The organism is Bradyrhizobium lablabi (assembly GCF_018131005.1).
Taxonomy (GTDB): domain Bacteria; phylum Pseudomonadota; class Alphaproteobacteria; order Rhizobiales; family Xanthobacteraceae; genus Bradyrhizobium; species Bradyrhizobium lablabi_D.
In genome coordinates, this window is the sequence record NZ_JAFCJK010000001.1 from 26,384 (window position 1) to 50,252 (window position 23,869).

Here is a 23,869-nt window from a genome sequence, read left to right on the forward strand (position 1 = left end):
GGTAAAGACGTGTGAAGCAAAACTGATTTGCCCGCCGGGCCGGGGCGATCGCCCTCGACTGCGGGCCCACGTGACGAGACGTCGTGCGGATCAAGCGGTACTTGATGTCTGCTGTGTCCCCGACAGCCTGCGCGAAAGCGAACACCGCCGGAGGTCCAAAGCGGTGATGAGCGCGGCAACAGTAGGTGCGATGCGCGTTGCCGCGCACTCAAACCTTCCATCACTTGATCACTTCGTGGGGGCGCCTGTCGATGGGGGCGCTGGCGCCGGGTTAGCGACGCCATAGTGGTCGGCAACGAAGTTGCCAGTGTGCGTAAAAGACGCTGGTCGCGACCGTTCTGGCAGCATCGTTGCGTCCCAAGCCTCCCAGTCACTTTTCAGCCGTTCGAATACGTCTTTCTCCCGGTCCTTGAGATTGGCCCGCTCGCGCGGGTCTCTCACCACATCGAAGAGAAACTCGTTTCCCGCTATCCGTAGATATTTCCGATCGCCGTCGCGGATGGCACGCTGCGATCCCGCCTTATAGCGCCAGCACAACTTCCGGGGACGCGGCCCCGCGCTACCACTCAAAACTTGTCCAAGGTCCTCACCGTCGGATGGATAAGCCGGGTCCGGCGACGTACCGACGGCAGCAAGCAAGGTCGGCATCCAATCCATCGTTATCATGACCTGATCGGATACTCTTGCAGGCGAGATGCGGCCGGGCCAGCGCACAATCGCCGGAACGCGAATACCGCCTTCGAGGAGTTCATGCTTCATGCCGGAGAACGGCCACACGTTAGAGAATCGTTCGCCGCCGTTATCGCTGGTGAGGATGACAATGGTATTGCTGGATAGACCGCTCCCATCGAGCGCTTGCAGCACACGACCGATATTGGCGTCCAGACTCTGTACCATCGCGGCGTAGGTCTTCTGCGAGCCGCCGTCGCGGTCAAAAATGTTCCTGATCCTCTTCGACTCTGCCTCGTCATCCGGCCCTTCCCATGGCCAATGTGGCGCGGTGAAATGCAGACTCAGCAGAAACGGCTCTTTTGACTTGGCGTAGCCTTCGATAGTTTGCACCGCTCGATCGCCGAGTAAGTTTGTCATGTAACCCTGACGCTCAACCGGTACCTCCTGCTCGTAAAGTTGATGCGCAAGTCCGGGGAACGGTAATACATACGTCCGGAAAGCTTCCGCTCCATGATTGAAATAGTCGGCGCAGCAGCCGAGTATCCCGAAGAACTGGTCATAGCCGCTCTTCAACGGACTGAAATCCGGCAGATCACCAAGATGCCACTTTCCAACTAGCGTCGTGCCATACCCCACTTTCTTCAGCAGCGACGGCAAGGTGGGGTGGCTTGGAGGCAGGCCGATCTCTTTGGGAGTTAAGGGAGTAAGGGGCTCCTCGAGCCCAAGCGGCAACCGAGCCTGATAGCGCCCTGTGATCAGCGCCGTGCGCGTCGAAGAGCAGTCAGGCGAATTGGAATACGCCTGCGTGAATTTCAATCCCTCGGCTGCAAGCCGATCTATGTTCGGTGTCGCATAGTCCCGCTGACCGTAGCAGCTCAAATCCGCGTAGCCGAGGTCATCCGCCAGGATGAAGACGATGTTTGGCTTTGTCGACTGAGCCCATGTAGAGTGACTAAGTCCTATCCCACCCAGAGCCAATGAAGTCGCGGCGGTCGTCTGAACAAATCGACGACGAGAGATTGCGCCCTGCTGCGCCATAGGCCGCTCCCCTAAATTCCTGGTAGCAGGAACGGATCGTAACATCATGCTCGCTTTCGGGGAACTCAAAAAGGTTGCCCGCAAAGGCTGAACCTACGACACGTCACCAACCAGTGTCGGGTTTGGCGCTTCGCGACATATTGCGCCGCTGCGCAAATTTGGTCGCTATGGGAGCAAGGCGGACGTAGCCACCAGTCACATGACGCTGCCGGACCTTCGCGTAACGCCGTCTGTAGGAAATCGGCATCCGAGCAAACGAATATCCGTTTGGGACCCAAACCTATCGTAGCGGTCATCTCGGTTCTGTTTAAGTGGAAAGCTTATCCCTAGCGTTGCGTCGAGGCTGCGTCCGGAGGATCCACTGTCGAGGTTAGCGAGGCTCGTGGAGATCCATAACTCCAGTGCCGGGAAAAACGCGCGTTGTGCACGACGATCCTCGTATGGTGCGAAGACACATTTCATTGTTGAGAAACAGCGTCGTACCCCGCATTGTAGACGCCCTTTGGCGCAGGCCGCTTTTGCATTTCCTGGCGCATCCGGGTTTGACGGCATAACCGCCTTCTATCTGGCATCCAGCGCAAGAAGGAGCCGAAGTCAGTCGCCAACTCCGTTCCAATCGACAGTCAATCCGACCGCCGCGTTCTCTTCCGGACTTGCGAGCCAATACCCGTTTGCTTGGACAAGCTTGAGGAAGCGTTGAGCTTGCTCTTCCGGCAAAGAGCCGGCAGCCGAACTCGATATCTCCTGCAGAAACCGAGCCATCCTTGTTGTTGTCACGCATATGATCGAAGCGGCCACTTCCGACGCGTTTCTCCAGGCGTGCTTGACCCCGTCTCGCACATCAAAGACGTCGCCCGGGCCAAGCTCCTCCCAACGATCTCCGTTGAGAGCATTTATGTTCCCGGACACAACGTAAAACGTCTCTCGATCGGCGTGACCATGCATCGGCACCACCGCGCCCGCGGGCAGGGTACATCGGATCAGACAGTAATCTCCAGCATCATCGGAAACTGCCGTGAGATACTCGTTGATCGGACGCAAGTGTTTCTGCGGGGAAAACACTTCTTGGGCATCGGTTGCGCTCGTCGAGCGACGATTGTTCAAATTGAGATCGTCAGACATTGTCAGAGACCTTTTGCATGATGTTGCGGGCAAGACACTTGCAGGTGACACTCGACTTGTTGACCGCAGCGGTTTGACGCCATCGTCACCAAAGAGCCGGCAGACCGGCACAAGGACTGCTGTGCTGGTCCAATCACTCTCGGCGGCTGATATCTAGAACAATGGGGATGAACGTCGAGTGGCTGGCGCGCCCCTTCCGATGCGGTAGCGCGCACTGCTCCAACGAACAGGAACTCGTTATTTCAGCAGCGGCTCGGAAACACATTTTGGTGTACCGCTGTTGCAGCATTCAGACTTGCGCCGACCTGGAGTAGATAGTTTTGCTTCATTCCTCGTTGCGAAAGGGAAGGCAAGATGACTGGCTGCAGTGACTTTCTCATCGGGCCAACATCGGATTACGAGACGTGGCGAACCGGCATCCGCTCAGTCGGTGTTATCAGTTCTCAGAGCGTCGAACCCGCAGCGTTCAAAGGTTCGGTCCGTGGCTCATGCATGTGGGGGATTGTCGCGCTCGAAACTGCATTTGCAAGCCCCGGCGTCAGCAGATTCGAACGGATGAGCCGGGACCCTCGCCTCGATAGCAGCGATTACTACAACGCAGTTTTTCAGATCTCCGGCCGGTCCACACTGATCCACAACGATCGTGTGACCAAGCTTGCTGTGGGCGACATTGGATTTGTCGATGTGGCCCGGCCAGTAAGTCTGATCTCCGGTGACACGTCGTGCCGATGGCTCTCTCTGTCTATGCCACGACGGCCGCTGATTTCCCACTTGGGCTTCGAACCGCGCGGCGGAATGTACTGGCACGGTACAATACCCGCGTGTCGCCTCCTATTCCGTTTCGTTTCGGAAGGCCTTGGCGAGGACGATACTTCATCCGCTGCGGCCCAGCCCTACATCCAGCTCGCGATCTACGACCTGCTCGGCGCCCTATTCGCCGTTTCTGATCTGCCGCGTAATTCCTCCTACACCGACAAGCTGTTCACGCGCGTCTGCAGCATCGCCAGAAGCCGCTTCTCCGATCCCGACCTTTCCCTTCGCGATGTGGCCAGCGAGGCTGGAATTTCGTTGCGCTATCTCCAGAAACTGTTCACGGCGCGCGGAACAACGTGTAGCCGGTTCATCCAGTCGCTTCGACTGGATCACGCTGCACATCTTCTGAGTAGACGAAAACTAACCAGGTCGGGCCAGCCGCTTGCCGAGATTTCCAATGCGTGCGGGTTCGGCGACTACGCGCATTTTTCTCGAACGTTCCGCCTTCGATTTGGGTGCGCGCCCAGCGCAGCCGCAGAAGGGTATGTTTCCGGCGACAGTTGATGCGTAGACATCGGCCAGCGGAGCGAGATCGCATGATGCCTGTTGGATTGCGTACCATAGCGCAGGAGCGGCCAGTCCGGGTTGAGCGTAGGTTGGCGGCGATAATGGCTGCCGACGTGGCTGGCTATTCGCGGCTGATGCACGAGGACGAAGAGGCTACCTACGCCAGGCTGACGGCGTTCCTCGCGGACGCTGTCGCGCCGGCAATCGCCGAACACGGCGGCCGCATCGTGAAGAACATCGGCGACGGGTTCTTGGCGGAGTTTCCGAGCGCGGTCGAAGCCGTCCGAACTGCCGTGCAGTTTCAGACCCGCATCGGGCAACTTACAATCGATGACGCGGAAGACAGGCGTGTTGCTTTCCGCGTGGGCATCAACATCGGCGACGTAATCGTTGAGCCTCATGACATCTTTGGAGACAGCGTTAATATTGCGGCGCGGCTCGAGAGCATCGCAGAGCCCGGCGGTATCTGCATCTCGTCTGCCGCCTACGATCAAATCCGAGACAAGGTCGAGGTTGAATTCGCCGATCTTGGCGAGCAGAACCTCAAAAACATCGACCGGCCAGTGCGAGCCTACGCTGTGCTCCAAGGAGGATCTAACCCGCCGACACCAGTCGTTCGCGCGGGACCGGCCGTGCTTCGAGCGCCACGACTTTCGATCGTCGTCCTGCCTTTCATGAACCTCGGGGGCGATACCGAGCAAGATCATTTTGTCGATGGCGTGACCGAGAACCTTACGACCGACCTGTCGCGCATCAGTGGCGCATTCGTCATCGGTCGACACACCGCATTTACCTATAAAAACAAGGCTGTTGATCTCAAACAGATCGGCCGCGAGTTAAATGTTCGCTACTTGCTCGAAGGCTCCGTGCAGCGTGGCGGTAATCGGCTTCGAGTAAATGTGCAGCTGATTGACGCGGAAACCGGGTCGCATCTATGGGCCGAACGCTTCGACAAGCCCGTCACCGACCTTTTCGATACGCAGGACGAAATTGTAGCAAGGCTCGCCAATACGCTGGACGCCCAGCTCACCGCGGTTGAAGCGCGCCGAGCGGAACGGTCGCCGCATCCCGATGCGATGGACCTCCATTTCCGAGGCGTGGCCTTGTGGAACAAGGGGATGACGTCCGAATCGATGGCACAAGCCCGCAGCTTTTTTGAACGAGCCTTAGCGCTCGATCCAGGACATATCGGAGCGATGGTCGGTGTGGCGTTGGTGGATGCGTCCATCGGAGCGATCTTCCTGACCGACGACCGGATCGCGCATCTCGCGGCAGCCGAGACGATGTTGACAAAGGCGCTGTCTCTCGCGCCGAACCACGCCCTGGCCCACATGATATTAGGGATAGTCCAAATTTTTACGAACCGCGCGGCTCTAGGCATCGCCGAGTGCGAGCGAGCGTTGGTATTGGATCGAAATCTGGCCAATGCGCACGCGGCCATCGGTTTCGCCAAGAATTCTCTGGGTCGCGGCACAGAGACTGAGGCCCATGTCAACGAAGCACTCCGCCTCTCTCCTCGCGACATCTCCGCCTTCCGTTGGCTGCAGATGGTCGGCTTCGCCAAAGTGCAACTCAATGCCGACGCCGAAGCAGTAGCTTGGTTCCGTCGAAGCCTCGAGGCCAACCGAAATTATCCCATCACGCATTTTGGGCTCGCCGCTGTCCTGGCGCTGCTCGGTTCGCTGGATGAGGCGCGGGCCGCTGCGAAGGCAGGACTTGCGCTCGATCCAAGCTTTACCATCCGCCGATTCCGCCTCGGCGCAGCGAGTGATAATCCAACTCATCTCGCCGGACGCGAGCGCATCTATGAGGGTATGCGCCTGGCCGGGGTACCGGAGGGGTGATGTCTGGCTTGGGGTCAAAAAGGCGACCTCGCCGATCCAACGCGTCCGACTTGCATGTCGGCAAGGGGTCCATGAGTGCCGTTTGTGAAGTCGGCAAGCCACTTCCGCTCTTCGCTCAGAAGCGAACCTTTTCGGTGTTCGCTGCAATCCGGCCGGTCAGCAAATCACGGCGGTTGTGCCTCAGAAGGAGACGCCAGCGAGGCCGACATCATTGACCGCTGCTCGCGCACGGAACCCGCCTTAAGGTCTTGATACGATCATATCGAATCGCATGATGACCCTATCTCCTTGTTTGCGCACGATCTTTTTGCGGGGGCGGCTTGGAGCAATTGCGCCCGTGCCTTGAAGCGTCCACAATGCCGGTGGACAAGCGGCCGGGTATCACGCTGGCTTGGCAAGCAATGGGCAGTTGGGGGACGATGACACGTGGTGCGGTTGGCGGACTGATCGCAGGCTTTCTGCTGCTGGCGACGCCTGTCATGGCCGCCGAGTCTCCGGCCGAACTGATCTCCAGCTTCCGCCTCAAGCATGGCGAGGCCCGCGTAGTGCGCGATGCAACCCTCGACCGCATTGCACTGGACCAGGCGCGAGCGATGGCGGCGAAGGATGATCTCAGTCATGAGGTGCTCAGCTCGTTTTCCGCGCGGATCGCGCCGGCGCGCGCGGGCCTCGCTGCCGAGAACATTGCCTACGGGTACGAGAGTTTCGAGAAGACGCTCGGCCAGTGGATCGACTCCTCCGGGCACCGCAAGAACCTGTTGTTGCACAATGCCTCCCGAGTCGGGATTGCGAGTGCCAAGGATGCCAGCGGCAAGCGCACCTATTGGGCCATGGTGATCGCCGGCGATTACGAGCTGAAACGAGGTAAGGGCAAGAAAGACAAGGAGCCTCTCGTCGCTGTGCAACGTGAGGTCGCTCCCTCAGGCCGGCCCAAATCCAGCGGCTGCCACATCAAGCTGCTCGGCCTTTGCATTTGAGGCGAAGCACAAGGTCGGAGGCGAAGCACTGCAAGTGCAACGTCAACCGCGTCGCGCCGCCTTGATCGCGGCGACGTCGATCTTCTTCATATCCATCATCGCTTTGAATGCGCGCTTTGCTTCATCGCCGCCAACCGCCAGCGCCTCGGTCAGCACGCGCGGCGTGATTTGCCAGGAAATGCCCCACTTGTCTTTGCACCAGCCGCAGGCGCTTTCCTGCCCGCCATTGTTGACGATGGCGTTCCAGTAGCGGTCGGTTTCGTCCTGGTCGTCGGTGGCGATCTGGAACGAGAACGCTTCGTTATGTTTGAACGCGGGACCGCCGTTGAGGCCGAGACAGTGGACGCCGGCAACCGTGAATTCGACCGTCAGCACGTCACCGGCCTTCCCGGAAGGATAGTCACCGGGGGCACGGTGTATGGCGCCCACTGCGCTGTCGGGGAAGGTCTCGGCATAGAAACGTGCGGCAGCCTCGGCGTCCTTGTCGTACCAGAGGCAAATCGTGTTCTTTGCCATTGCGAGTCCTTTCGGTTTTATTCCAATTCACGCCTCATCTCGTGGCCCCTGTTCAGATGAAGCCTCGCTGCCGCGCATTCTCGGTTCTGATTGAATCAAAACCGAGACGCTATGGCCGTCGAGCGGGAACACGACTTGCCAGGCGCGCAACGCGCACAGCGTCAAATCCGGCAAGCCCGGAACCAGTCAGGCGCGCCGTTGCCCGCGCCACCACACTCCGAACGCGATCGCGATTGCCGCCGCGAGCGAGAGCCAGGTGATCGCGTACTGCATGTGGTCGTCCTTGAGGTGGACCTGCAGCGGACCGGGTCGTGGAACTCCGCTCTCCGGCACCGGCGTCTCGAGATCGATGTAGAACGGCGCGACCTCGCTCCAGCCGAGGACCCGTGCCATCGCGAGATGATCGCGGGTGAACCACAGCCGCTTCGGCAGATCTTCCTTGGGCGTCAGCGCACCGGCTTTTTCGGGAAAGCGGATGTAGCCCGTGAGCTGCGTGGGCGCGCCGGTGACGAGGCGGCCGGCGATGCGATCCTCGAAGGCGCGGTCCTGCATCGTGTTCTGCACGAAGCCGGCATTGATCACGATGGTCTCCCCGCCTTCGAGCTTGGCCGGCAGGAACGCCCAGGTGCCGGGACCGGCGACGTCGTCGCGCACCGCGGAGCCGGAGCTGTAGACCATCGCATCCGGCAGTCTTGCGTAAGTTGCGGTGAAGCTGACGCGGCGGAATTCGTCTTTCGCCGGCGTCAGCGCGGCCCATGCCGATGCCAGCGGCAAGCTTTCCGGCCGGGCCGCGAGCCGCGCATCGAGCGCGGCGATCAGCGCGTGCTTCTCGACACGGCGCTGCAATTGCCAGACGCCGAGGCCAACGAAGGCCGCCACCATGACGAGCGTGAAAATCCCGAAGCCGGCGCCGCCGCGCCGGCGCGCCGTCGCACCGCTCATTTCGGCTCGCGGTCGATCAGCCGGCCCGGTGCGGCCTTGTGGTGGAATTGCAGCGCGATCAGCAGCGACTTCATCACGCGCAGCGGTAACAGCGTGGTCGCGGCGATCAGCGGCAGCCAAAGCGCGGCATGAACCCAGAACGGCGGCTGGTACTTCACCTCGACGATCAGCGCCGCCGCGACCACGATCGCCCCCGCCAGCATGATGATGAAGATCGCAGGCCCGTCGCCGGAATCGATGAACGCATAGTCGAGCCCGCAGGAATCGCAGCGCGGCGCCAGCGCGAGGAATCCGGCATAGAGCTTGCCCTTGCCGCAGCGCGGGCACTTGCAGGCGATGCCGCGTAGCGCGCTCTCGGTCACCGTGGGCAGTGTTTCCGACATCGGCTCTCTTCGAAAGCAAGAGGGGCGGCCATCCGGCCGCCCCTCTCTTAGCACGTTGACTGCGGTTAGTGCGCGCCGTGGGCCATGACCTCGGCGCCGCGGCCCCAGACGTAGATGCAGATGAACAGGAACAGCCAGACCACGTCGACGAAATGCCAGTACCAGGCGGCGAACTCGAAGCCGAGGTGCTGCTTCGGCGTGAAATGGCCGGCATAGGCGCGGAACAGGCAGACCAGCAGGAAGATGGTGCCGACCAGCACGTGGAAGCCGTGGAAGCCGGTCGCCATGAAGAAGGTCGCGCCGTAGACGTTGCCGGCGAAGGAGAACGTCGCGTGCGCATACTCATAGGCCTGCACCATGGTAAAGCAGGCGCCGAGGATCACGGTCAGGATCAGGCCGTATTTCAGGCCCTGACGGTCGTTCTCGAGCAGCGCATGATGCGCCCATGTCACTGTCGTGCCCGAGGTCAGCAGCAACAGCGTGTTGAGCAGCGGCAGGTGCCAGGGGTCGAAGGTCTCGATGCCCTTCGGCGGCCAGGTGCCGGGCACGTTGCAGGCGCCCATCTGGGTGCCGGGACCGCAGCCGAACACCGCGTCGCGGGTGGCGTGGACCGCGTCGGCCGGGAACAGCGCGGAGTTGAAAAACGCCCAGAACCAGGCAACGAAGAACATCACCTCGGAGGCGATGAACAGGATCATGCCGTAGCGGTGGCTGATCTGCACCACGCGGGTGTGGTCGCCCTTGTACTGGGCTTCCTTGATCACGTCCGCCCACCAGCTCGCCATGGTGTAGAGCACGCCGATGGCGCCGATGCCGAACACCATCGGGGCCGCCGAATACATGTGATGCATCCAGCCGATCGCGCCGACCGCCATGATGAAGGCCGAGATCGAGCCGACCACGGGCCACGGGCTCGGGTCGACCAGATGATAGTCGTGATGCTTGACTTGCGCCTCAGCCATTTGCCGTCTCTCCATTCGCGTGCCGTGAGGCACGTCTGCGTCTCAAATTCTCACCCCTTGGCGCCTGAACGCGGCGCAAACGCTGCGCGCTTGCCGCAAGGGAAGCCGGGTCCGTTTTGCACCAGCGTGGCCGTCCGGGTCCGTATCATGCGCGTCTCACAAACTGCCCTTGCGCTGATCCGCCTCGCCTGCCGCAACCGGCTTCGGCGCGGGATCACGCACGGGGAAAAAGGTGTAGGACAATGTGATCGATTTCAGCGTGTCGTTCTCGCTGTCCTTTGCAAGCTTCGGATCGACATAGAACACCACCGGCATCTCGCGCTTTTCGCCCGGCGCCATGGTCTGTTCGGTGAAGCAGAAGCAGTTGATCTTCTGGAAGTAGGCGCCGACCGTCAGCGGCGCGACGTTGTAGGCGGCCTGTCCCGTGGTGGTCCGCGCCGACTGGTTGGTCACGGTATAGTACACGGTGACCACCTCGCCGAGCTTGACGTCGATATTGTTCTGCTCCGGCTCGAACTTCCAGGGCAGGCCCGGCGCGACGTTGGAATCGAAGCTGACGGTGATGGTGCGGGCGAGCGGCGCATCCGACGGTGCGGAGGTCGCGACCTGGGTCGTGCCGTTGAAGCCCGTCGCGCGGCAGAACCAGTTGTAGAACGGCACGGCCGCGTAGGATGCGCCGACCATCAGCACCACCACGAAGCCGCAGACCGAGGCGACCACCGCGTCGCGCGTCAGCGTACGGCCCGAAGTCCTGGCGCGCGGGCTTTGCGTCTCCTGCGTGGTCGGTTGGTTTGCCATCTCACTCACAGCGGTCGCACCAGCACGGCCGGCCCCTTGACCAAGGTGACCGCAAAAAACAGCACGACAAGGACGCCGAGCGCGAGCGCGATGGCGATCGACCGCTGGCGGCGGCTCTTGAGCTGCGCCTCGGTGAGGACGATTCCTTCTGGCTCCTGCTTCTCGTCCATAGGTATCCCATGCGCCCCCTACCCGATGATGACTGGCGCAATTGCGCGGACGACGACCTCGGCAAGCAGGACGGCGAACAGCGCGAACAGATAAAGTATCGAGAACGCGAACAGCTTGCGGGTGGCGCGATTGGCCTCGACACCCTCGCGGCGGCGATAGACGTTGATCGCAAGCCACAACATGCCGGCGCCGAGCACCAGCGAGGTGACGCCGTAGATCGCATCGAAATAGCCGAGCGGCCACGGCGACAGCGCGATCGCGACCAGCACGATGGTGTAGAGCAGGATCTGCAGCCGCGTCGCTTCGGGGCCGGCGACCACCGGCAGCATCGGAATGCCGGCACGCGCATAGTCGTCGCTGCGGAACAGCGCCAGCGCCCAGAAATGCGGCGGGGTCCAGAAGAAGATGATCAGGAACAGGAGCAGCGGCTCCATCGACAGCGAGCCGGTTGCCGCCGCCCAGGCCACCACCGGCGGCAGCGCGCCGGCGGCGCCGCCGATCACGATGTTCTGCGCGGTCCAGCGCTTCAGCCACATCGTATAGACCACGGCATAGAAGAAGATCGTGAAGGCGAGCAGCGCGCCCGCCACCCAGTTGACGAGGATGCCGAGCGTCATCACCGAGAAGAAGGCGAGCGTGGTGCCGAACGCGGCCGCTTCCGCCTGCGTGATGCGACCGCGCGGGATCGGCCGGTTGGCGGTGCGTGACATCAGCGCGTCGATGTCGCCTTCATAGGCCATGTTGAGCGCGCCGGAGGCGCCGGCGCCGACCGCGATGCAGAGGATCGAGGTGATCGCCAGCACCGGATGGACGTGCACCGGCGCGATCATGAGGCCGACCAGCGCGGTGAAGATCACCAGTGACATCACCCGCGGCTTCAGCAGCGCAATGTAGTCGCCGACCTCGGCCTCGGAGATCCGGGGCAGCTCGACGGCATTGTGATCGACAACCGACAAGACAAATCTCGCTTCGTTAAGAGCGCGGCGCACCCAGGGTGCGCCGCGCGGTGTTTGAGGCTACTGCACCCGCGGCAGTACTTCGAACTGGTGGAACGGCGGCGGCGACGGCAGCGTCCACTCCAGCGTGGTCGCACCTGCGCCCCACGGATTGTCGGCCGCCTGCTGCTTGCGCATGAAAGCGTCGACCACGCAGTAGATGAAGATCAGCACGCCGAAGCCGGAGATGTAGGAGCCGATCGAGGAGATCAGATTCCAGCCCGCGAAGGCATCCGGATAGTCGACATAGCGGCGCGGCATGCCGGAAAGGCCGAGGAAGTGCTGCGGGAAGAACACCAGGTTGACGCCGACGAAGGTGACCCAGAAGTGCGCCTTCGCGAGCGTCTCGTTGTACATGTAGCCCGACATCTTCGGGAACCAGTAGTACCAGCCCGCGAAAATGGCGAACACGGCGCCGAGCGACAGCACGTAGTGGAAGTGCGCGACGACGTAGTAGGTCTCCTGCAGCACGCGGTCGACGCCGGCATTCGCCAGCACGACGCCGGTGACGCCGCCGACCGTGAACAGGAAGATGAAGCCGATGGCCCAGAGCATCGGCGCGCGGAATTCGATCGAGCCGCCCCACATCGTGGCTATCCAGGAGAAGATCTTCACGCCGGTCGGTACCGCGATCACCATGGTGGCGGCGACGAAATAGGCCTGCGTCGCGCTGGACATGCCGACCGTGTACATGTGGTGCGCCCACACCACGAAGCCGATGCCGCCGATCGCGACCATGGCGTAGGCCATGCCGAGATAACCGAATACCGGCTTGCGCGAGAAGGTGGAGACGATCTGGCTGACCATGCCGAAGCCCGGCAGAATCAGGATGTACACTTCGGGGTGGCCAAAGAACCAGAACAGGTGCTGGAACAGCACGGGATCGCCGCCACCATCGGCCGCGAAGAAGGTGGTGCCGAAATTGCGGTCGGTCAGCAGCATGGTGATCGCGCCGGCGAGCACCGGCAGCGACAGCAGCAGCAGAAACACCGTCACCAGGATCGACCACACGAACAGCGGCATCTTGTGCAGGGTCATGCCCGGCGCACGCATGTTGAAGATCGTGGTGATGAAGTTGATGGCGCCCAGGATCGACGAGGCGCCCGCCAGATGCAGCGACAGGATCGCGAAGTCGACCGCCGGTCCCGGATGGCCCGAGGTCGACAGCGGCGCGTACAAGGTCCAGCCCGCGCCGACGCCGTTGGCGCCCGGCTCGCCCTCGACGAAGGTCGACATCACGAGCAGCGCGAAGGAGGCCGGCAACAGCCAGAACGAGACGTTGTTCATGCGTGGGAACGCCATGTCGGGCGCCCCGATCATCAGCGGCACGAACCAGTTGCCGAACCCGCCAATCATCGCCGGCATCACCATGAAGAAGATCATGATCAGGCCGTGCGAGGTCACGAACACGTTGTAGGTATGGGTCTCGTGGAAGAGCTGGACCCCCGGAAACATCAGCTCGATGCGGATTGCGATCGACATCGCCGCGCCGATGACGCCCGCCACGACCGCGAAGACGAGGTACATCGTCCCGATGTCCTTGTGGTTCGTCGAATAGACGAAACGCCGCCACCCGGTCGGGTGGTGTGCATGGTCGTCATGGGCGTGATCGCCGTGTGTCGCTGCGCCTGTTGCCATGTTCCAAATCCTGCCTTGCAGTCCCTTAGACCTCTCGGTCCCTCGCCCTAGTTCGATCGCGCCGAAAGCGCCGGCCTTGAGATCAAGGCCGCGCGCTTACTGCGCAGCTTGTCCCGCCGAAGCATACGAATTCGCGGGATTGGTCGCGAACTTCTTCTTCGCGGTCTCCACCCAACTGGCGAACTCCTGGTCGCTCACGACCCGCACGGCGATCGGCATGAATGCATGATCCTTGCCGCACAGTTCCGAGCACTGGCCGTAGAACATGCCGGTCTTGGTGGCCTTGAACCAGGTCTCGTTGAGCCGGCCGGGGATGGCGTCGATCTTGATGCCGAACGCCGGCACTGTGAAGGCGTGGATCACGTCGGCGCCCGTGGTCTGGACCCGGATCACCTTGTTCACCGGCACGACCATCTCGTTGTCGACGCCGAGCAGGCGCGGTTGCTTGTCCTGCGCCATCAGCGAATCGAATTCGAATTTGCCGTTGTCGGGATACGCATAGCTCCAGTACCATTGCTTGCCGGTCGCCTTGACGGTCAGGTCGGGCTTCGGAATGTCGAGCTGGAGAAACAGCAGGCGGAACGACGGCACCGCGATCGTCACCAGGATCAGCACCGGCACCAGCGTCCAAGCCACCTCGATCAGCGTGTTATGCGTGGTCCTGGAGGGAACCGGATTGGCCCTGGCGTTGAATTTCGTCACCACGATGATCAGCAACGCAAGCACGAACAGCGTGATGATGGTGATCGTGGCGAGCAACCAGTTATGGAACCAATGGATGTAATCCATCACCTCGGTGGCGGATTGCTGCAGCGTCATTTCCCACGGCGCCGGCTGTCCCAACTCGGCAGACGACGCCGTTCCGGCGGCTGCAAGCACCACGCCAGCCACCGTAAATCCCAGCAAATGCCGCCCCACCCGGCCAATCGACAACTTCATGCCGCTCGCGCTCCCTTGATATTTCCCCAACGCATCCCCGGCGAATAGCCGGAAATGCAGCACGATCCGCCCTGACAAACGGCCTACCGAACGTACCCGTCTTGGCGTCAAGGAGGGTACGGAAGCCAAATCGCTAGAACGCGTCGAAATCCAGCCTCTCAAACCATAATTCGCAGGCGCTCGCAATGCAGTAGTGGGATCGGAGGCCATGCGCGCGCGGCGAAGCGGCCGGCCTCGGATTTTCCCGCAAAATCAGGCAAAAGGCACCGATTGGCTCGCGGCGCAGCTTGACAGGGGAATTGCCGGATGTACCCACAGACGAGGCGCTCAACAGGAACCTGATTCGGCCTGCTGGAGCCCCGATCCGGCGCGAATGGCCTTGCGACCGCCTTCAAGGCGCCGTCATTGCGGTATCAGTCGAAGGTCGCGTGCTACCGGCGGCCGAACGGATGGCCGGACCTTGACCGAACCTCAGAGGATCGACCCGGATGGGCGCTTCGAACACGCAGGTAAGACGTCGGGCACTCGCCGGTTGGCTGGGCGGGCTGCTCGCTCTTTCCCTCGGCCTGACCGGCGCGGCGTACGCGCAAGGCGCGGTGCGCTCGGTTCACGGCGACTGGCAAATCCGTTGCGACACCCCGCCGGGCGCACAGAGCGAGCAATGCGCCCTGATCCAGAGCGTGGTGGCAGAAGACCGCTCCAACGCCGGACTGACCGTGATCGTGCTGAAAACCGCCGACCAGAAAAGCCGCCTGATGCGGGTGGTTGCGCCGCTCGGCGTGCTGTTGCCCTCCGGGCTTGGACTGAAGCTCGACAACCAGGACGTCGGTCGCGCCGGGTTCGTGCGCTGCCTGCCCAATGGCTGCGTGGCCGAGGTCGTGATGGACGACAAGCTGCTCGGCCAACTCCGCAACGCCAAGACGGCGACCTTTATCATCTTCGAGACCCCGGAAGAGGGTATCGGCTTCCCGCTCAGCCTGAACGGGCTCGGCGAGGGATATGACAAGCTGCCGTGAGGCGGCGGAAGCACTCACAAGGTGGCCCGCTCAATCACCCGGCCTGGCGGCGGCGTAGTATTCGAGCAACTGGCGCGCCTCGCCGGACAACCAATCCGCTTCACCGGCGATATAGCCTTCGGCCTGGCCGGTGACGCCGAGCAGAAAGGAAATCGGCATCCCGTAAAGTGCGAACGGTGTGCTGACTTCGGCGCCGGCACCGGCCCGTGCCACCAGCCCGCCGGGATCGAATCCGATCGCGAGTTTGCGAAGCTTCAGTTTCTTCACGAAAGGCGCAACCTTGGACCGATCGTGATCGGTCGCGATGGCGATGACTGCGAGATCGCTGCGGCCGCTCGCCGCCAGCTGATCCAACATCGGAAGTTCGACCCGGCATGCCGGGCACCAGGTCGCCCAGAAATTGACCAGCACGACCTTGCCCCGAAAGGACGTCAGATCGAACACGCCGCCGGAGAGATTTGGGATCGGCACCGACGGGACCGGCAAGGCGCCGCGAAGCTCCGTGAACTGGTGCCGGAGTGTTTCGAATGGCGGCGGTGCGCCCGGTTCGGCGCGCGCCGGCATGGCCGGCGTGGCGAGCGAGACGCCCGCACCGATCAGCCGCGCAACAAAAGCGCGGCGCGTTGCCGTCTGATCCGACATCATGAGGGGGCCCCGGCTGTGCAGCATTGGTCCGCTTGTCGCAACCGGATATATTCGATGGTAGCGCGGGTCCACTCGCACCGGATCAGATCGACGTTACCGGGCGATCGAACCATCGGTGAAATGTCCCAACGATACCAAAGCGCTGCGGCGTGCTCGCGCAGGCCCTCGCAACTCTGCCTCCAAGCGACTATCTTGATGGTTTCGCTCCCAGGCAACGGAATCCCCCGATGAACCCCACGACCTCCCTGCTCGACCGCGCCAATCTCGATCGCGATGCCGTCCGCCATGAGGTGGCGCGCGGGCTCGCCGGAGCTGATGATGGCGAATTGTTTCTGGAGTTCGGGCAAACAGAGGCGCTGGTGTTCGACAATGGCCGGCTGAAGCAGGCGACCTACGACACCTCGCAGGGATTTGGCCTTCGCGCGGTCAAGGACGACGCGGTCGGCTATGCGCATTCCTCCGACGTCTCCGTATCAGCACTGATCCGTGCGGCGGACGCGGTCGCAGCCGTCCGCAGCGGCTATTCGGGCAGCTTTGCCGCGGCGCCGGCGCACACCAACGTCAAACTCTATGGCGACGATAATCCGCTTGATGCTCCGGGTTTCGAGGCCAAGGTCAAGCTGCTCGGCGAGATCGACGCCTATGTCCGAGACAAGGATCCGCGGGTGCGGCAGGTCTCGGCGAGCCTGACTGCGACTTGGCAGGTCGTCGAGATCATGCGGCCCGACGGCGAGAGCTATCGCGACGTCCGGCCCCTGGTGCGCGTCAATATTTCCGTCGTCGCCGGCGAGGGCGACCGGCAGGAAAGCGGCAGCAAGGGCTATGGCGGCCGCGAAAGCTATGCGCGCTTCATCGAGACCAAGGCATGGCGCGACGCCGCCGACGGCGCGCTGCGCGAGGCGCTGGTCAATCTCGAATCGGTGCCCGCCCCCGCCGGCGAGATGGACGTGGTGTTAGGATCCGGGTGGCCCGGCGTGATGCTTCATGAAGCCGTGGGACACGGGCTCGAGGGCGATTTCAACCGCAAGCAGACTTCGGCATTCGCAGGCCTGATGGGTCAGCAGGTCGCGGCCAAGGGCGTCACCGTGGTGGATGACGGCACCATGGCCTCGCGTCGCGGCTCGCTGTCGATCGACGACGAGGGCACCCCGACCAGCCGCACCGTGCTGATCGAGGACGGCATCCTGGTCGGCTACATGCAGGACCGCCAGAACGCCCGGCTGATGAACATGAAACCGACCGGCAATGGACGTCGCCAGAGCTACGCCCATGTGCCGATGCCGCGCATGACCAACACCTACATGCTCGCCGGCAACCGCGATCCAGGCGAGATCATCGCCTCGGTGAAGAACGGCATCTACGCCGCGAATTTCGGCGGCGGCCAGGTCGATATCACTTCGGGCAAATACGTGTTCCAGTGCACCGAGGCCTACAAGATCGAGAACGGCAGGCTCGGCGCGCCGCTGAAGGGCGCGATGCTGATCGGCAACGGGCCGACCGATCTCCACAGGATCACCATGATCGGCAACGATCTTGCGCTCGACACGGGAATCGGCACCTGCGGCAAGAACGGCCAGGGCGTGCCGGTCGGCGTCGGGCAACCGACACTGCGGATGGAACGGATTACGGTCGGAGGTACGGGCTAGTGAGCAGCGCAAAGGAGATAGCGGCGGCCAAGCCGACAAGCTGGCGCTCGCAGGCGGCGCAACTGGCGGCAATTGTGGCGGTCGTGTTCCTGGCCAAGGGGGCGATCGCCGAACCGTTCTACGTGCCGTCAGGCTCGATGGAGCCGACACTCCTGATCGGCGACGCGCTGGTGGCCTCGAAATTCCCTTACGGCTATGGCGCGGCCTCGCTGCCGATCCAGATCACCTTGCCGGAGACCGGGCGCCTGTTCGGCGAGACGCCGAAGCGCGGCGATGTCGTCGTGTTCCGCTGGCCGGGCGACCGCTCGCAGGCATGGGTCAAGCGCGTGGTCGGGCTGCCCGGCGACCGCATTCAGATGCGGCAGGGCCAGCTCTTCATCAACGATCATCCGGCGGCCCTGAAGCCTGACGGCACGGGCTTCGCAGAGGACGACCGCGGCGGCGGCGAGGAAGCCTATCGCTACATCGAAACGCTGCCGAACGGCATCAGCCACGCGATCTTCAAGATGCGCGACAACGGCCGGCTCGACAACACGCCGGAAGTGACGGTGCCTTCCGGCAAGCTGTTCGTGCTCGGTGACAACAGGGATAATTCCGCCGACAGCCGCGTGGCGGTGCGCGACGGCGGCGTCGGCCTGTTGCCGATCGACAATCTGATCGGCCGAGCGGACGCGGTGGTCGGCTCCTGGGACATCGGCATACGCAGCCAGCCGGTCTGGACCTGGCTCTCCGGCTTCCGTCTCGCGCGGTTCTTCACCTCCGTGCAGTAAACCTCATGGTGAGGAGGCGCCTTGGCGCCGTCTCCAGCCATGAGGCCAGCGGTGATGCCGCTCAAAATCATGATGCGAATATGTCGAATTGCATCATGATCTCCTCGCTTCCACTGAGCATGATCTCCTCGCAACCGCTATGCGCTTGCCGCACGGGAGAACCGCTACACACTTTTCCGGATCATGCTCGAGCGCGCTCCTCGGGATTTGGAGAGTATGGACTGGCTCGATGACTTTCGACGACGTCAGACTCATGGCATTGGCGTGGCCGGAGGTCGAGGACGGCACCTCGTACGGCACGCCGGCGCTGAAAGTGCGCAAGAAGATGCTGGCCCGGCTGAAGGAGGACGGCGACAGCCTGGTGATGCCCGGTGTGCCACAGGACGAGCGCGACATGCTCGTCGAGAGCAAGCCGCAGCTCTTTTATTTCACCGACCACTACCGCGATTACCCGATGGTGCTGATCCGCCTGTCGAAGGCAAATCGTGCGACCGTCGAGCCGCTGCTGCGCCGGCACTGGCGCACGCTGGCATCGAAGAAGGCGGTGAAGGCGTTCGACCAGAGATAAGCCACCGAAGCTTACGAGCTCAGCGGCAAAAGTGCACCCCGCAGTAGCGAGCTTGAAATCCCCATGAGTCCCGTGAAGGGATCATCCAGCTCCAAAACCAGAAAGATCGCGCCGGCAAACGACAGCGCGCATACAAACAGCGAGATCGTGACAACGATATTCGCCCGCGCAAAAAGGGTGGCGCTCACAAAGATCACGCTTAGCCAAAATACCATGATTACCAGAAAAGGCGTCGGAATTGATCTGCCGGCCTGCGTGAACAACTGCAATCGCATCTGCGCGCCTTCGGTAAAAGCCGCAATAGCGCGAGACTGCAGGGAACGTTGTGTATCGTTGTTCGGCGATAGCCGTTCGAGCTCGTTATAGAATGCCCACGCCTCCACGCTGGACTCGAAGACCGCGGGTTTCCCGGTCGGGTTCGCTTGTTCGCGCCAGATGCGATCAGCCATCGGTGGTATACTTTGCCGCAGGAGCTTTCGGAGAGTGGTCGCTTCCGGTCCGTATTGCGTAACCAGATCGTCCAGAAGAATGATCGTTGCGGTCATCTGCCGGACCTGGTTTGTTTTCTGGTCGAACGTGGTTTTTGCGGATGCGATCAACAGACCAAGCACGAGCGCGGTCAGTGTGCCAATGAGGCCCGTGGTCAGCTTTACGACGTCCTTGGAGTCCGAGTGCAAGTGATGATCCGACAACAACGGCCGAACGGCCATGCCGGCCAGGGCGCCGCCAAAGATCAGCGCGAACACAAGCAACGAAATCAAGAGATTCTTCATATTTGCGAATGCTCCACCATCTCCGCTGATCGTAGCTCCGATTGTGCGGGCTTGTCTAAAGACTCGTTCTTGACGTCACGTTGAACGAGGACTTAACGGAGCGCGCATGTCGCCCATGTCGATATTGACACGCGCATGTCCAGTTAGGGGATAATCTCCGAAATGCGGTCGTGCAGCCGGCTGCCTGTACTGGTCAGCGGAGGCATTCGCCAACGCGAGGGCTCCGGGGTTGAGATGCTGCGGCGTGATTCTGGGGCAGACGCGAGGCCTTTGGCGGCCTTGCAAGAACAAGCACAATGATGATGACGGACGCGACGATGGCGCAAATGCCGTCGGCACCGATGGCCAGATGGCTAGCTTATCCGGCATCGTCCCGCGCGCCGCCGTCGGCTTGACTGGACTTCCGAAAGCGAACGTGCCCCGAAATCCTTCATCTGGAATTCGTACGGGGCCGCCATCGTCGGCGTATCGTACCGACGCGTTGGCTTGAATTCCGACCTCTCTCAAGTGCACCGGGCGTTGCGCGTGGGACGAGGCCTACCGCACCACGCCGGAGGTAAACCCGGCCCTCCTGCGCGGTGGTTTGATCTCCTTCTTCAGGAAGCAATGCGCGTCGCGGCCGGCATAGCCAGGGCGGGCATAGGTCCAGGCGCGGCACTTGTTGTCGGCGATGCAGGCCGCCTTGCAGGCTTCATCGCCGTCGCTGCTCTTTAATTCAAAGTTCTTGTAATCGCCGCCAAAGCGGTCGATCGAGGTTTCGAACGCGCCATTGCGCGGTTCGACCACGCCGGCGCCGCGCACGCCGGAGATGCAGCAAGGGTCCTGAACGCGCGGCGGCACGGTGCTCTTGAGCCAGCACACCGCGCCCGAGGTCACATCGGTCGGATAGCTGAAGGTCCAGGCGCGGCAGCGACGATCACGCTCGCACGCGAGCGCGCAATCGGCAGGGTCGCCGGAGTTCACGGGCGAGTTCTGATAGTCGCCGCCGGGACGGTCGAAATTGGTCTGCGCCAACGCCGGGCGCACCACGGCGACGGCCGCCAAAACGGCGAACGTCACCACACATGCCCCCAACAGGCGGCCTAATTCCATGAGATTGCTTTCAAATTCGCGCAGCCCACCCTTCGCGGTCGGCCATTTGAACGCCATCAACCTGTACGGCAGATGAACGGCCCATGACCGCGGCCGGATCCGCGCGCCGGGGCGTCAAACGGCTGATCCCCGCCCCGCCGACGCGGCCGGAGTGCCTCCCCGGTGAGACGTTGTTATGGCGTATTCGAGCGCGGTGGATCCCGGTTCGCTTCGGTTCTGATTCAATCAGAACCAATAATTCTCTAGAACGCGTATTCCTGATAGGCCGGTTCCACCGAACCGTTCCAAGGGCCGTTGAACTTCTCCAGCATTTCCTCTGCCGGCGAGCGGCCGGCTTCGATGATCCGCTCCAGCGGATCGAGGTAGCGGCTCTCGTCGCGCCCGAGATGATCGATGCGGCCGCGCCGCCGCAGCCCGGCATGCGACAGGATCAGACACTCCTTGGCGATCTCGAACAGGTATCGGTCCCTGATCCGCGCCTTGAAGCCGAAACGCGGCACGTCGTCGCGCAATGCCTGGCGCTCGGACGCGGTCCAGTGGCGCACGATATCCCAAGCGGCATCCAGGCTGTCATTGTCGTACAGCAGCCCGACCCAGAATGCCGGCAGCGCAGGCAGCCGACCCCATGGCACGCCGTCGGCGCCGCGCATTTCCAGGTAACGTTTCAGCCGCACCTCCGGGAAAATCGTCGAGAGGTGGTTGGCCCAGTCCGACAAGGTCGGGCGCTCGCCGGGCAGGCGCTCGTTGCGGCCCTCGAAGAAGGCGCGGAACGAGGAGCCGGCGACGTCGATATAGTCGTCGCCGCGCTTGACGAAATACATCGGCACGTCGAGTGCGTAGTCGACATAGCGTTCAAAGCCCATGCCGTCCTCGAACGCGAATGGCATCATGCCAGCGCGCGCATTGTCGGTATCGCGCCAGATCTCGGAGCGGAACGAAAGGAAGCCGTTCGGCTTGCCTTCGGTGAACGGCGAATTGGCGAACAGTGCGGTCGCGACCGGTTGCAGCGCGAGCGACACACGCAGCTTCCTGACCATATCGGCTTCGGAGGAGAAGTCGAGATTGGTTTGCACCGTGCAGGTCCGGTACATCATGTCGAGACCATATTTGCCGACCTTCGGCATGTAGTCAGTCATGATCTTGTAGCGGCCCTTTGGCATGACCGGGATCTGCGCCCGCGACCAGGCTGGCGTCATGCCGAGGCCCAGGAAGCCGATGCCGAGCGGCGTCGCGATCTCGCGCACCTGGGCGAGATGCGCCATCAGCTCCGCCTGCGTCTGGTGCACATTATCGAGCGGCGCGCCGGACAATTCGAACTGGCCACCCGGCTCGAGCGAGATCGCGCCGCCGCCGGTGACATCGTAGAGGCCGATGATGTTGCCGCGCTCCATGATCGGCTCCCAGCCGAGCAGGAGCTTCATGCCGTCAAGCAGCGCACCGATGCCCTTGGCACCCGCGTAAGGCACCGGCTGATGGCCTTCGAGCGTGAACGGCGTCTTCTCATGCTCCGTGCCGATCCGGAACTCGGCTTCGGGCTTTACGCCGGCTTCAAGCCACGAGACAAGTTCGTCGCGCGATTGCAGCGGCGTCATATCGATCTGGTCACGCGCCATACGAAATCCAACTCAAGGGCGCTTCGATCGAATGCGCGTGGTGGCAGGAACATCCGCGCCCCCAAGGGGACCGCGGACCGCGGTTAATGGGATCCAAGAATATCATCGGGCGAGCACGCCGTCTCGCGCAGGGGCCGCCGTGACTTCATTGCAGGAACAACCCAGGCGGTCGAGCAGACCGCAAAGTTTCGCCGCATCGGCATCCGACAATTTCGATCCGACATACTTCTCGATCGCGGCCGAATAGGCGCTCCACATTTTCTTCTGCAGTTCGCGTCCGGCCTCGGTTATCTCGACGAACTGGCCGCGCTTGTCGATCTTGCACTCGCGCCGGGCAGCGAGACCTTCGTCGACCAGCCGATCGATCAGCCGTGACGTGGAATATTGCGGGATCAGCATCTGCCGCTCGAGTTCGACCGGCCGCAGCTCGCCCGAGGGCGCGCGCGACAGTTCGAGCAGCGCGTCATACCACGCAAGGGGCGGAAAGCCAGCTTTCTTCAAATCGTGCTCGACGCAGTCCAGCACACGGCTTGGCACGCGCATCAGGCGGATCCAGGCTGCAGTTGCCTCGGTCGACGGCTTGCGTTTCATGGTCTAGTCCATTGGTCCCGGAGAGGAGTGTAGCGCACTGAATGCACCTGCATCAATCTTGACTATTTCATGCAGATGCATGTAAGCATTCCCGCTCCGGCCACCAATAACAAGGGAAGGAAAATGCCGATGAAGCTTTACTACAGCCCCGGAGCCTGCTCCCTCTCCCCCCACATTGCGCTGCTCGAAGCCGGCCTCCCCTACGATCTGGTCAAGGTCGATTTGCGCGCCAAGAAGCTCGAGAACGGCGACGATTTCCTGAAGGTGAACCCGAAGGGCCAGGTGCCTGCGCTTGCGCTCGATTCGGGCGAACTCGTCACCGAAGGGCCGATCATCGTCCAGATGATCGCCGACAAGGTCGCGGACAAGAACCTTGCGCCGGCCCGCGATTCCAACGAGCGCTACAAGCTGCTCGAATGGCTGAACTACATCACGACCGAACTGCACAAGAATCTCGGACCGATGTTCTCGCCCGTTCTCGCCGACGACGCCAAGGCCTTCTTCAAGGACCGCGTGATGGGCAAGTTCAAATATCTGGAGACCCAGCTCGGCGACCGCGATTACCTGATGGGCAAGCAGTTTTCGGTCGCCGACGGCTACCTCTTCACAATGCTGGTCTGGGCGACCGACCGGCTGAACTTCGATTTCTCCGGCCTGCCGAATCTGATGGCCTACAAGGCCCGTGTCGGCGCGCGCCCGAAGGTTCAGGAGGCACTGAAAAAGGAAGGCCTGCTGAAGGCGTGAGGGTTCGGCCTCAGAGATAGCGAAAGGGCCGGATCGCCGATCCGGCCCTTATCTGTTTGCGACAAGATGCTGCCCACTCCCCGCTGCCGACCCT

At 62.2% G+C, this 23,869-nt stretch carries 24 protein-coding genes; 8 read left to right on the forward strand and 16 right to left on the reverse strand.

What is annotated here, in order from left to right; translation table 11 throughout:
* Positions 1 to 228 precede the first annotated feature (228 nt).
* On the reverse strand, positions 229 to 1,710 hold the full coding sequence (locus JQ553_RS00135; protein ID WP_212497864.1) for a sulfatase: 1,482 nt from the start codon (positions 1,708 to 1,710) through the stop codon (positions 229 to 231).
* 594 nt (positions 1,711 to 2,304) lie between these two features.
* Positions 2,305 to 2,832: a cupin domain-containing protein gene (locus tag JQ553_RS00140; RefSeq protein ID WP_212497865.1), complete on the reverse strand. Its 528-nt coding sequence runs from the start codon at positions 2,830 to 2,832 to the stop codon at positions 2,305 to 2,307.
* Between the two features lie 354 nt (positions 2,833 to 3,186).
* Here JQ553_RS00140 and JQ553_RS00145 point away from each other — a divergent pair, with 354 nt between their 5' ends.
* From JQ553_RS00145 to JQ553_RS00155, 3 genes are all read left to right on the forward strand, one after another.
* Complete coding sequence (locus tag JQ553_RS00145) at positions 3,187 to 4,149, forward strand: helix-turn-helix domain-containing protein (protein WP_212497866.1); 963 nt, start codon at positions 3,187 to 3,189, stop codon at positions 4,147 to 4,149.
* Positions 4,150 to 4,253: 104 nt separating this feature from the next.
* Positions 4,254 to 5,996 carry an adenylate/guanylate cyclase domain-containing protein gene (locus JQ553_RS00150; protein ID WP_249143865.1) on the forward strand — a complete coding sequence of 581 codons (1,743 nt, stop codon included), beginning with the start codon at positions 4,254 to 4,256 and terminating at the stop codon, positions 5,994 to 5,996.
* Between the two features lie 401 nt (positions 5,997 to 6,397).
* The gene (locus JQ553_RS00155) at positions 6,398 to 6,973 is read left to right on the forward strand and encodes a CAP domain-containing protein (protein ID WP_212498746.1); all 576 of its coding nucleotides are present in this window, start codon (positions 6,398 to 6,400) and stop codon (positions 6,971 to 6,973) included.
* Between the two features lie 42 nt (positions 6,974 to 7,015).
* On the opposite strand, the gene JQ553_RS00160 is transcribed toward JQ553_RS00155, so the two are convergent.
* The 9 genes from JQ553_RS00160 to coxB form a co-directional block, all read right to left on the reverse strand.
* Entirely contained in the window at positions 7,016 to 7,489 is a 474-nt protein-coding gene (locus tag JQ553_RS00160) for a VOC family protein (protein WP_212497867.1), read from the reverse strand.
* Positions 7,490 to 7,675: 186 nt separating this feature from the next.
* Positions 7,676 to 8,431, reverse strand: a complete 756-nt coding sequence (locus tag JQ553_RS00165; protein WP_212497868.1) for an SURF1 family protein — start codon at positions 8,429 to 8,431, stop codon at positions 7,676 to 7,678.
* Positions 8,428 to 8,814, reverse strand: a complete 387-nt coding sequence (locus JQ553_RS00170; RefSeq protein ID WP_212497869.1) for a DUF983 domain-containing protein — start codon at positions 8,812 to 8,814, stop codon at positions 8,428 to 8,430. Before JQ553_RS00170 ends, JQ553_RS00165 begins: the two co-directional genes overlap by 4 nt.
* A gap of 65 nt (positions 8,815 to 8,879) precedes the next feature.
* Positions 8,880 to 9,776, reverse strand: a complete 897-nt coding sequence (locus JQ553_RS00175) for a cytochrome c oxidase subunit 3 (RefSeq protein WP_212497870.1) — start codon at positions 9,774 to 9,776, stop codon at positions 8,880 to 8,882.
* A 156-nt stretch (positions 9,777 to 9,932) separates the two neighbouring features.
* Positions 9,933 to 10,574 (reverse strand): cytochrome c oxidase assembly protein, encoded by a 642-nt coding sequence (locus JQ553_RS00180; RefSeq protein WP_212497871.1) that lies wholly within the window; start codon positions 10,572 to 10,574, stop codon positions 9,933 to 9,935.
* A 5-nt stretch (positions 10,575 to 10,579) separates the two neighbouring features.
* On the reverse strand, positions 10,580 to 10,744 hold the full coding sequence (locus tag JQ553_RS00185; RefSeq protein ID WP_212497872.1) for a CoxF protein: 165 nt from the start codon (positions 10,742 to 10,744) through the stop codon (positions 10,580 to 10,582).
* Between the two features lie 18 nt (positions 10,745 to 10,762).
* A complete protein-coding gene (locus JQ553_RS00190; RefSeq protein ID WP_212497873.1) occupies positions 10,763 to 11,701 on the reverse strand; it encodes a heme o synthase in 939 nt (312 codons plus the stop codon).
* Between the two features lie 60 nt (positions 11,702 to 11,761).
* Positions 11,762 to 13,378, reverse strand: coding sequence for a cytochrome c oxidase subunit I (gene ctaD, locus JQ553_RS00195; protein WP_212497874.1), 1,617 nt, complete (start codon positions 13,376 to 13,378; stop codon positions 11,762 to 11,764).
* Positions 13,379 to 13,474: 96 nt separating this feature from the next.
* Positions 13,475 to 14,317, reverse strand: a complete 843-nt coding sequence (gene coxB / locus JQ553_RS00200; RefSeq protein ID WP_212497875.1) for a cytochrome c oxidase subunit II — start codon at positions 14,315 to 14,317, stop codon at positions 13,475 to 13,477.
* Positions 14,318 to 14,805: 488 nt separating this feature from the next.
* On the opposite strand from coxB, the gene JQ553_RS00205 reads away from it, so the two are divergent.
* Complete coding sequence (locus JQ553_RS00205) at positions 14,806 to 15,333, forward strand: invasion associated locus B family protein (protein ID WP_249143866.1); 528 nt, start codon at positions 14,806 to 14,808, stop codon at positions 15,331 to 15,333.
* Positions 15,334 to 15,363: 30 nt separating this feature from the next.
* Here JQ553_RS00205 and JQ553_RS00210 read toward each other — a convergent pair whose 3' ends face one another.
* Entirely contained in the window at positions 15,364 to 15,978 is a 615-nt protein-coding gene (locus JQ553_RS00210) for a TlpA disulfide reductase family protein (protein WP_249143867.1), read from the reverse strand.
* A 227-nt stretch (positions 15,979 to 16,205) separates the two neighbouring features.
* Between JQ553_RS00210 and tldD the strand changes: the two genes are divergently transcribed.
* From tldD to JQ553_RS00225, 3 genes are all read left to right on the forward strand, one after another.
* Complete coding sequence (gene tldD / locus JQ553_RS00215; protein WP_212497877.1) at positions 16,206 to 17,624, forward strand: metalloprotease TldD; 1,419 nt, start codon at positions 16,206 to 16,208, stop codon at positions 17,622 to 17,624.
* Entirely contained in the window at positions 17,624 to 18,394 is a 771-nt protein-coding gene (lepB, locus tag JQ553_RS00220; RefSeq protein WP_212497878.1) for a signal peptidase I, read from the forward strand. Before tldD ends, lepB begins: the two co-directional genes overlap by 1 nt.
* 229 nt (positions 18,395 to 18,623) lie before the next feature.
* Positions 18,624 to 18,962, forward strand: a complete 339-nt coding sequence (locus tag JQ553_RS00225) for an MmcQ/YjbR family DNA-binding protein (RefSeq protein ID WP_212497879.1) — start codon at positions 18,624 to 18,626, stop codon at positions 18,960 to 18,962.
* Between the two features lie 11 nt (positions 18,963 to 18,973).
* Here the strand turns inward: JQ553_RS00225 and JQ553_RS00230 are convergent, their stop codons facing one another.
* The 4 genes from JQ553_RS00230 to JQ553_RS00245 all read right to left on the reverse strand — a co-directional run bounded on the left by JQ553_RS00230 (position 18,974) and on the right by JQ553_RS00245 (position 23,031).
* Positions 18,974 to 19,735: a DUF4239 domain-containing protein gene (locus JQ553_RS00230; protein ID WP_212497880.1), complete on the reverse strand. Its 762-nt coding sequence runs from the start codon at positions 19,733 to 19,735 to the stop codon at positions 18,974 to 18,976.
* A 537-nt stretch (positions 19,736 to 20,272) separates the two neighbouring features.
* Positions 20,273 to 20,827 (reverse strand): PAN domain-containing protein, encoded by a 555-nt coding sequence (locus JQ553_RS00235; RefSeq protein ID WP_212497881.1) that lies wholly within the window; start codon positions 20,825 to 20,827, stop codon positions 20,273 to 20,275.
* A gap of 242 nt (positions 20,828 to 21,069) precedes the next feature.
* Positions 21,070 to 22,440 (reverse strand): glutamate--cysteine ligase, encoded by a 1,371-nt coding sequence (locus JQ553_RS00240; RefSeq protein WP_212497882.1) that lies wholly within the window; start codon positions 22,438 to 22,440, stop codon positions 21,070 to 21,072.
* A gap of 102 nt (positions 22,441 to 22,542) precedes the next feature.
* Positions 22,543 to 23,031, reverse strand: a complete 489-nt coding sequence (locus tag JQ553_RS00245) for a MarR family winged helix-turn-helix transcriptional regulator (protein WP_212497883.1) — start codon at positions 23,029 to 23,031, stop codon at positions 22,543 to 22,545.
* A gap of 129 nt (positions 23,032 to 23,160) precedes the next feature.
* Between JQ553_RS00245 and gstA the strand changes: the two genes are divergently transcribed.
* Positions 23,161 to 23,775 (forward strand): glutathione transferase GstA, encoded by a 615-nt coding sequence (gene gstA, locus JQ553_RS00250; RefSeq protein ID WP_212498748.1) that lies wholly within the window; start codon positions 23,161 to 23,163, stop codon positions 23,773 to 23,775.
* Positions 23,776 to 23,869 lie beyond the last annotated feature (94 nt).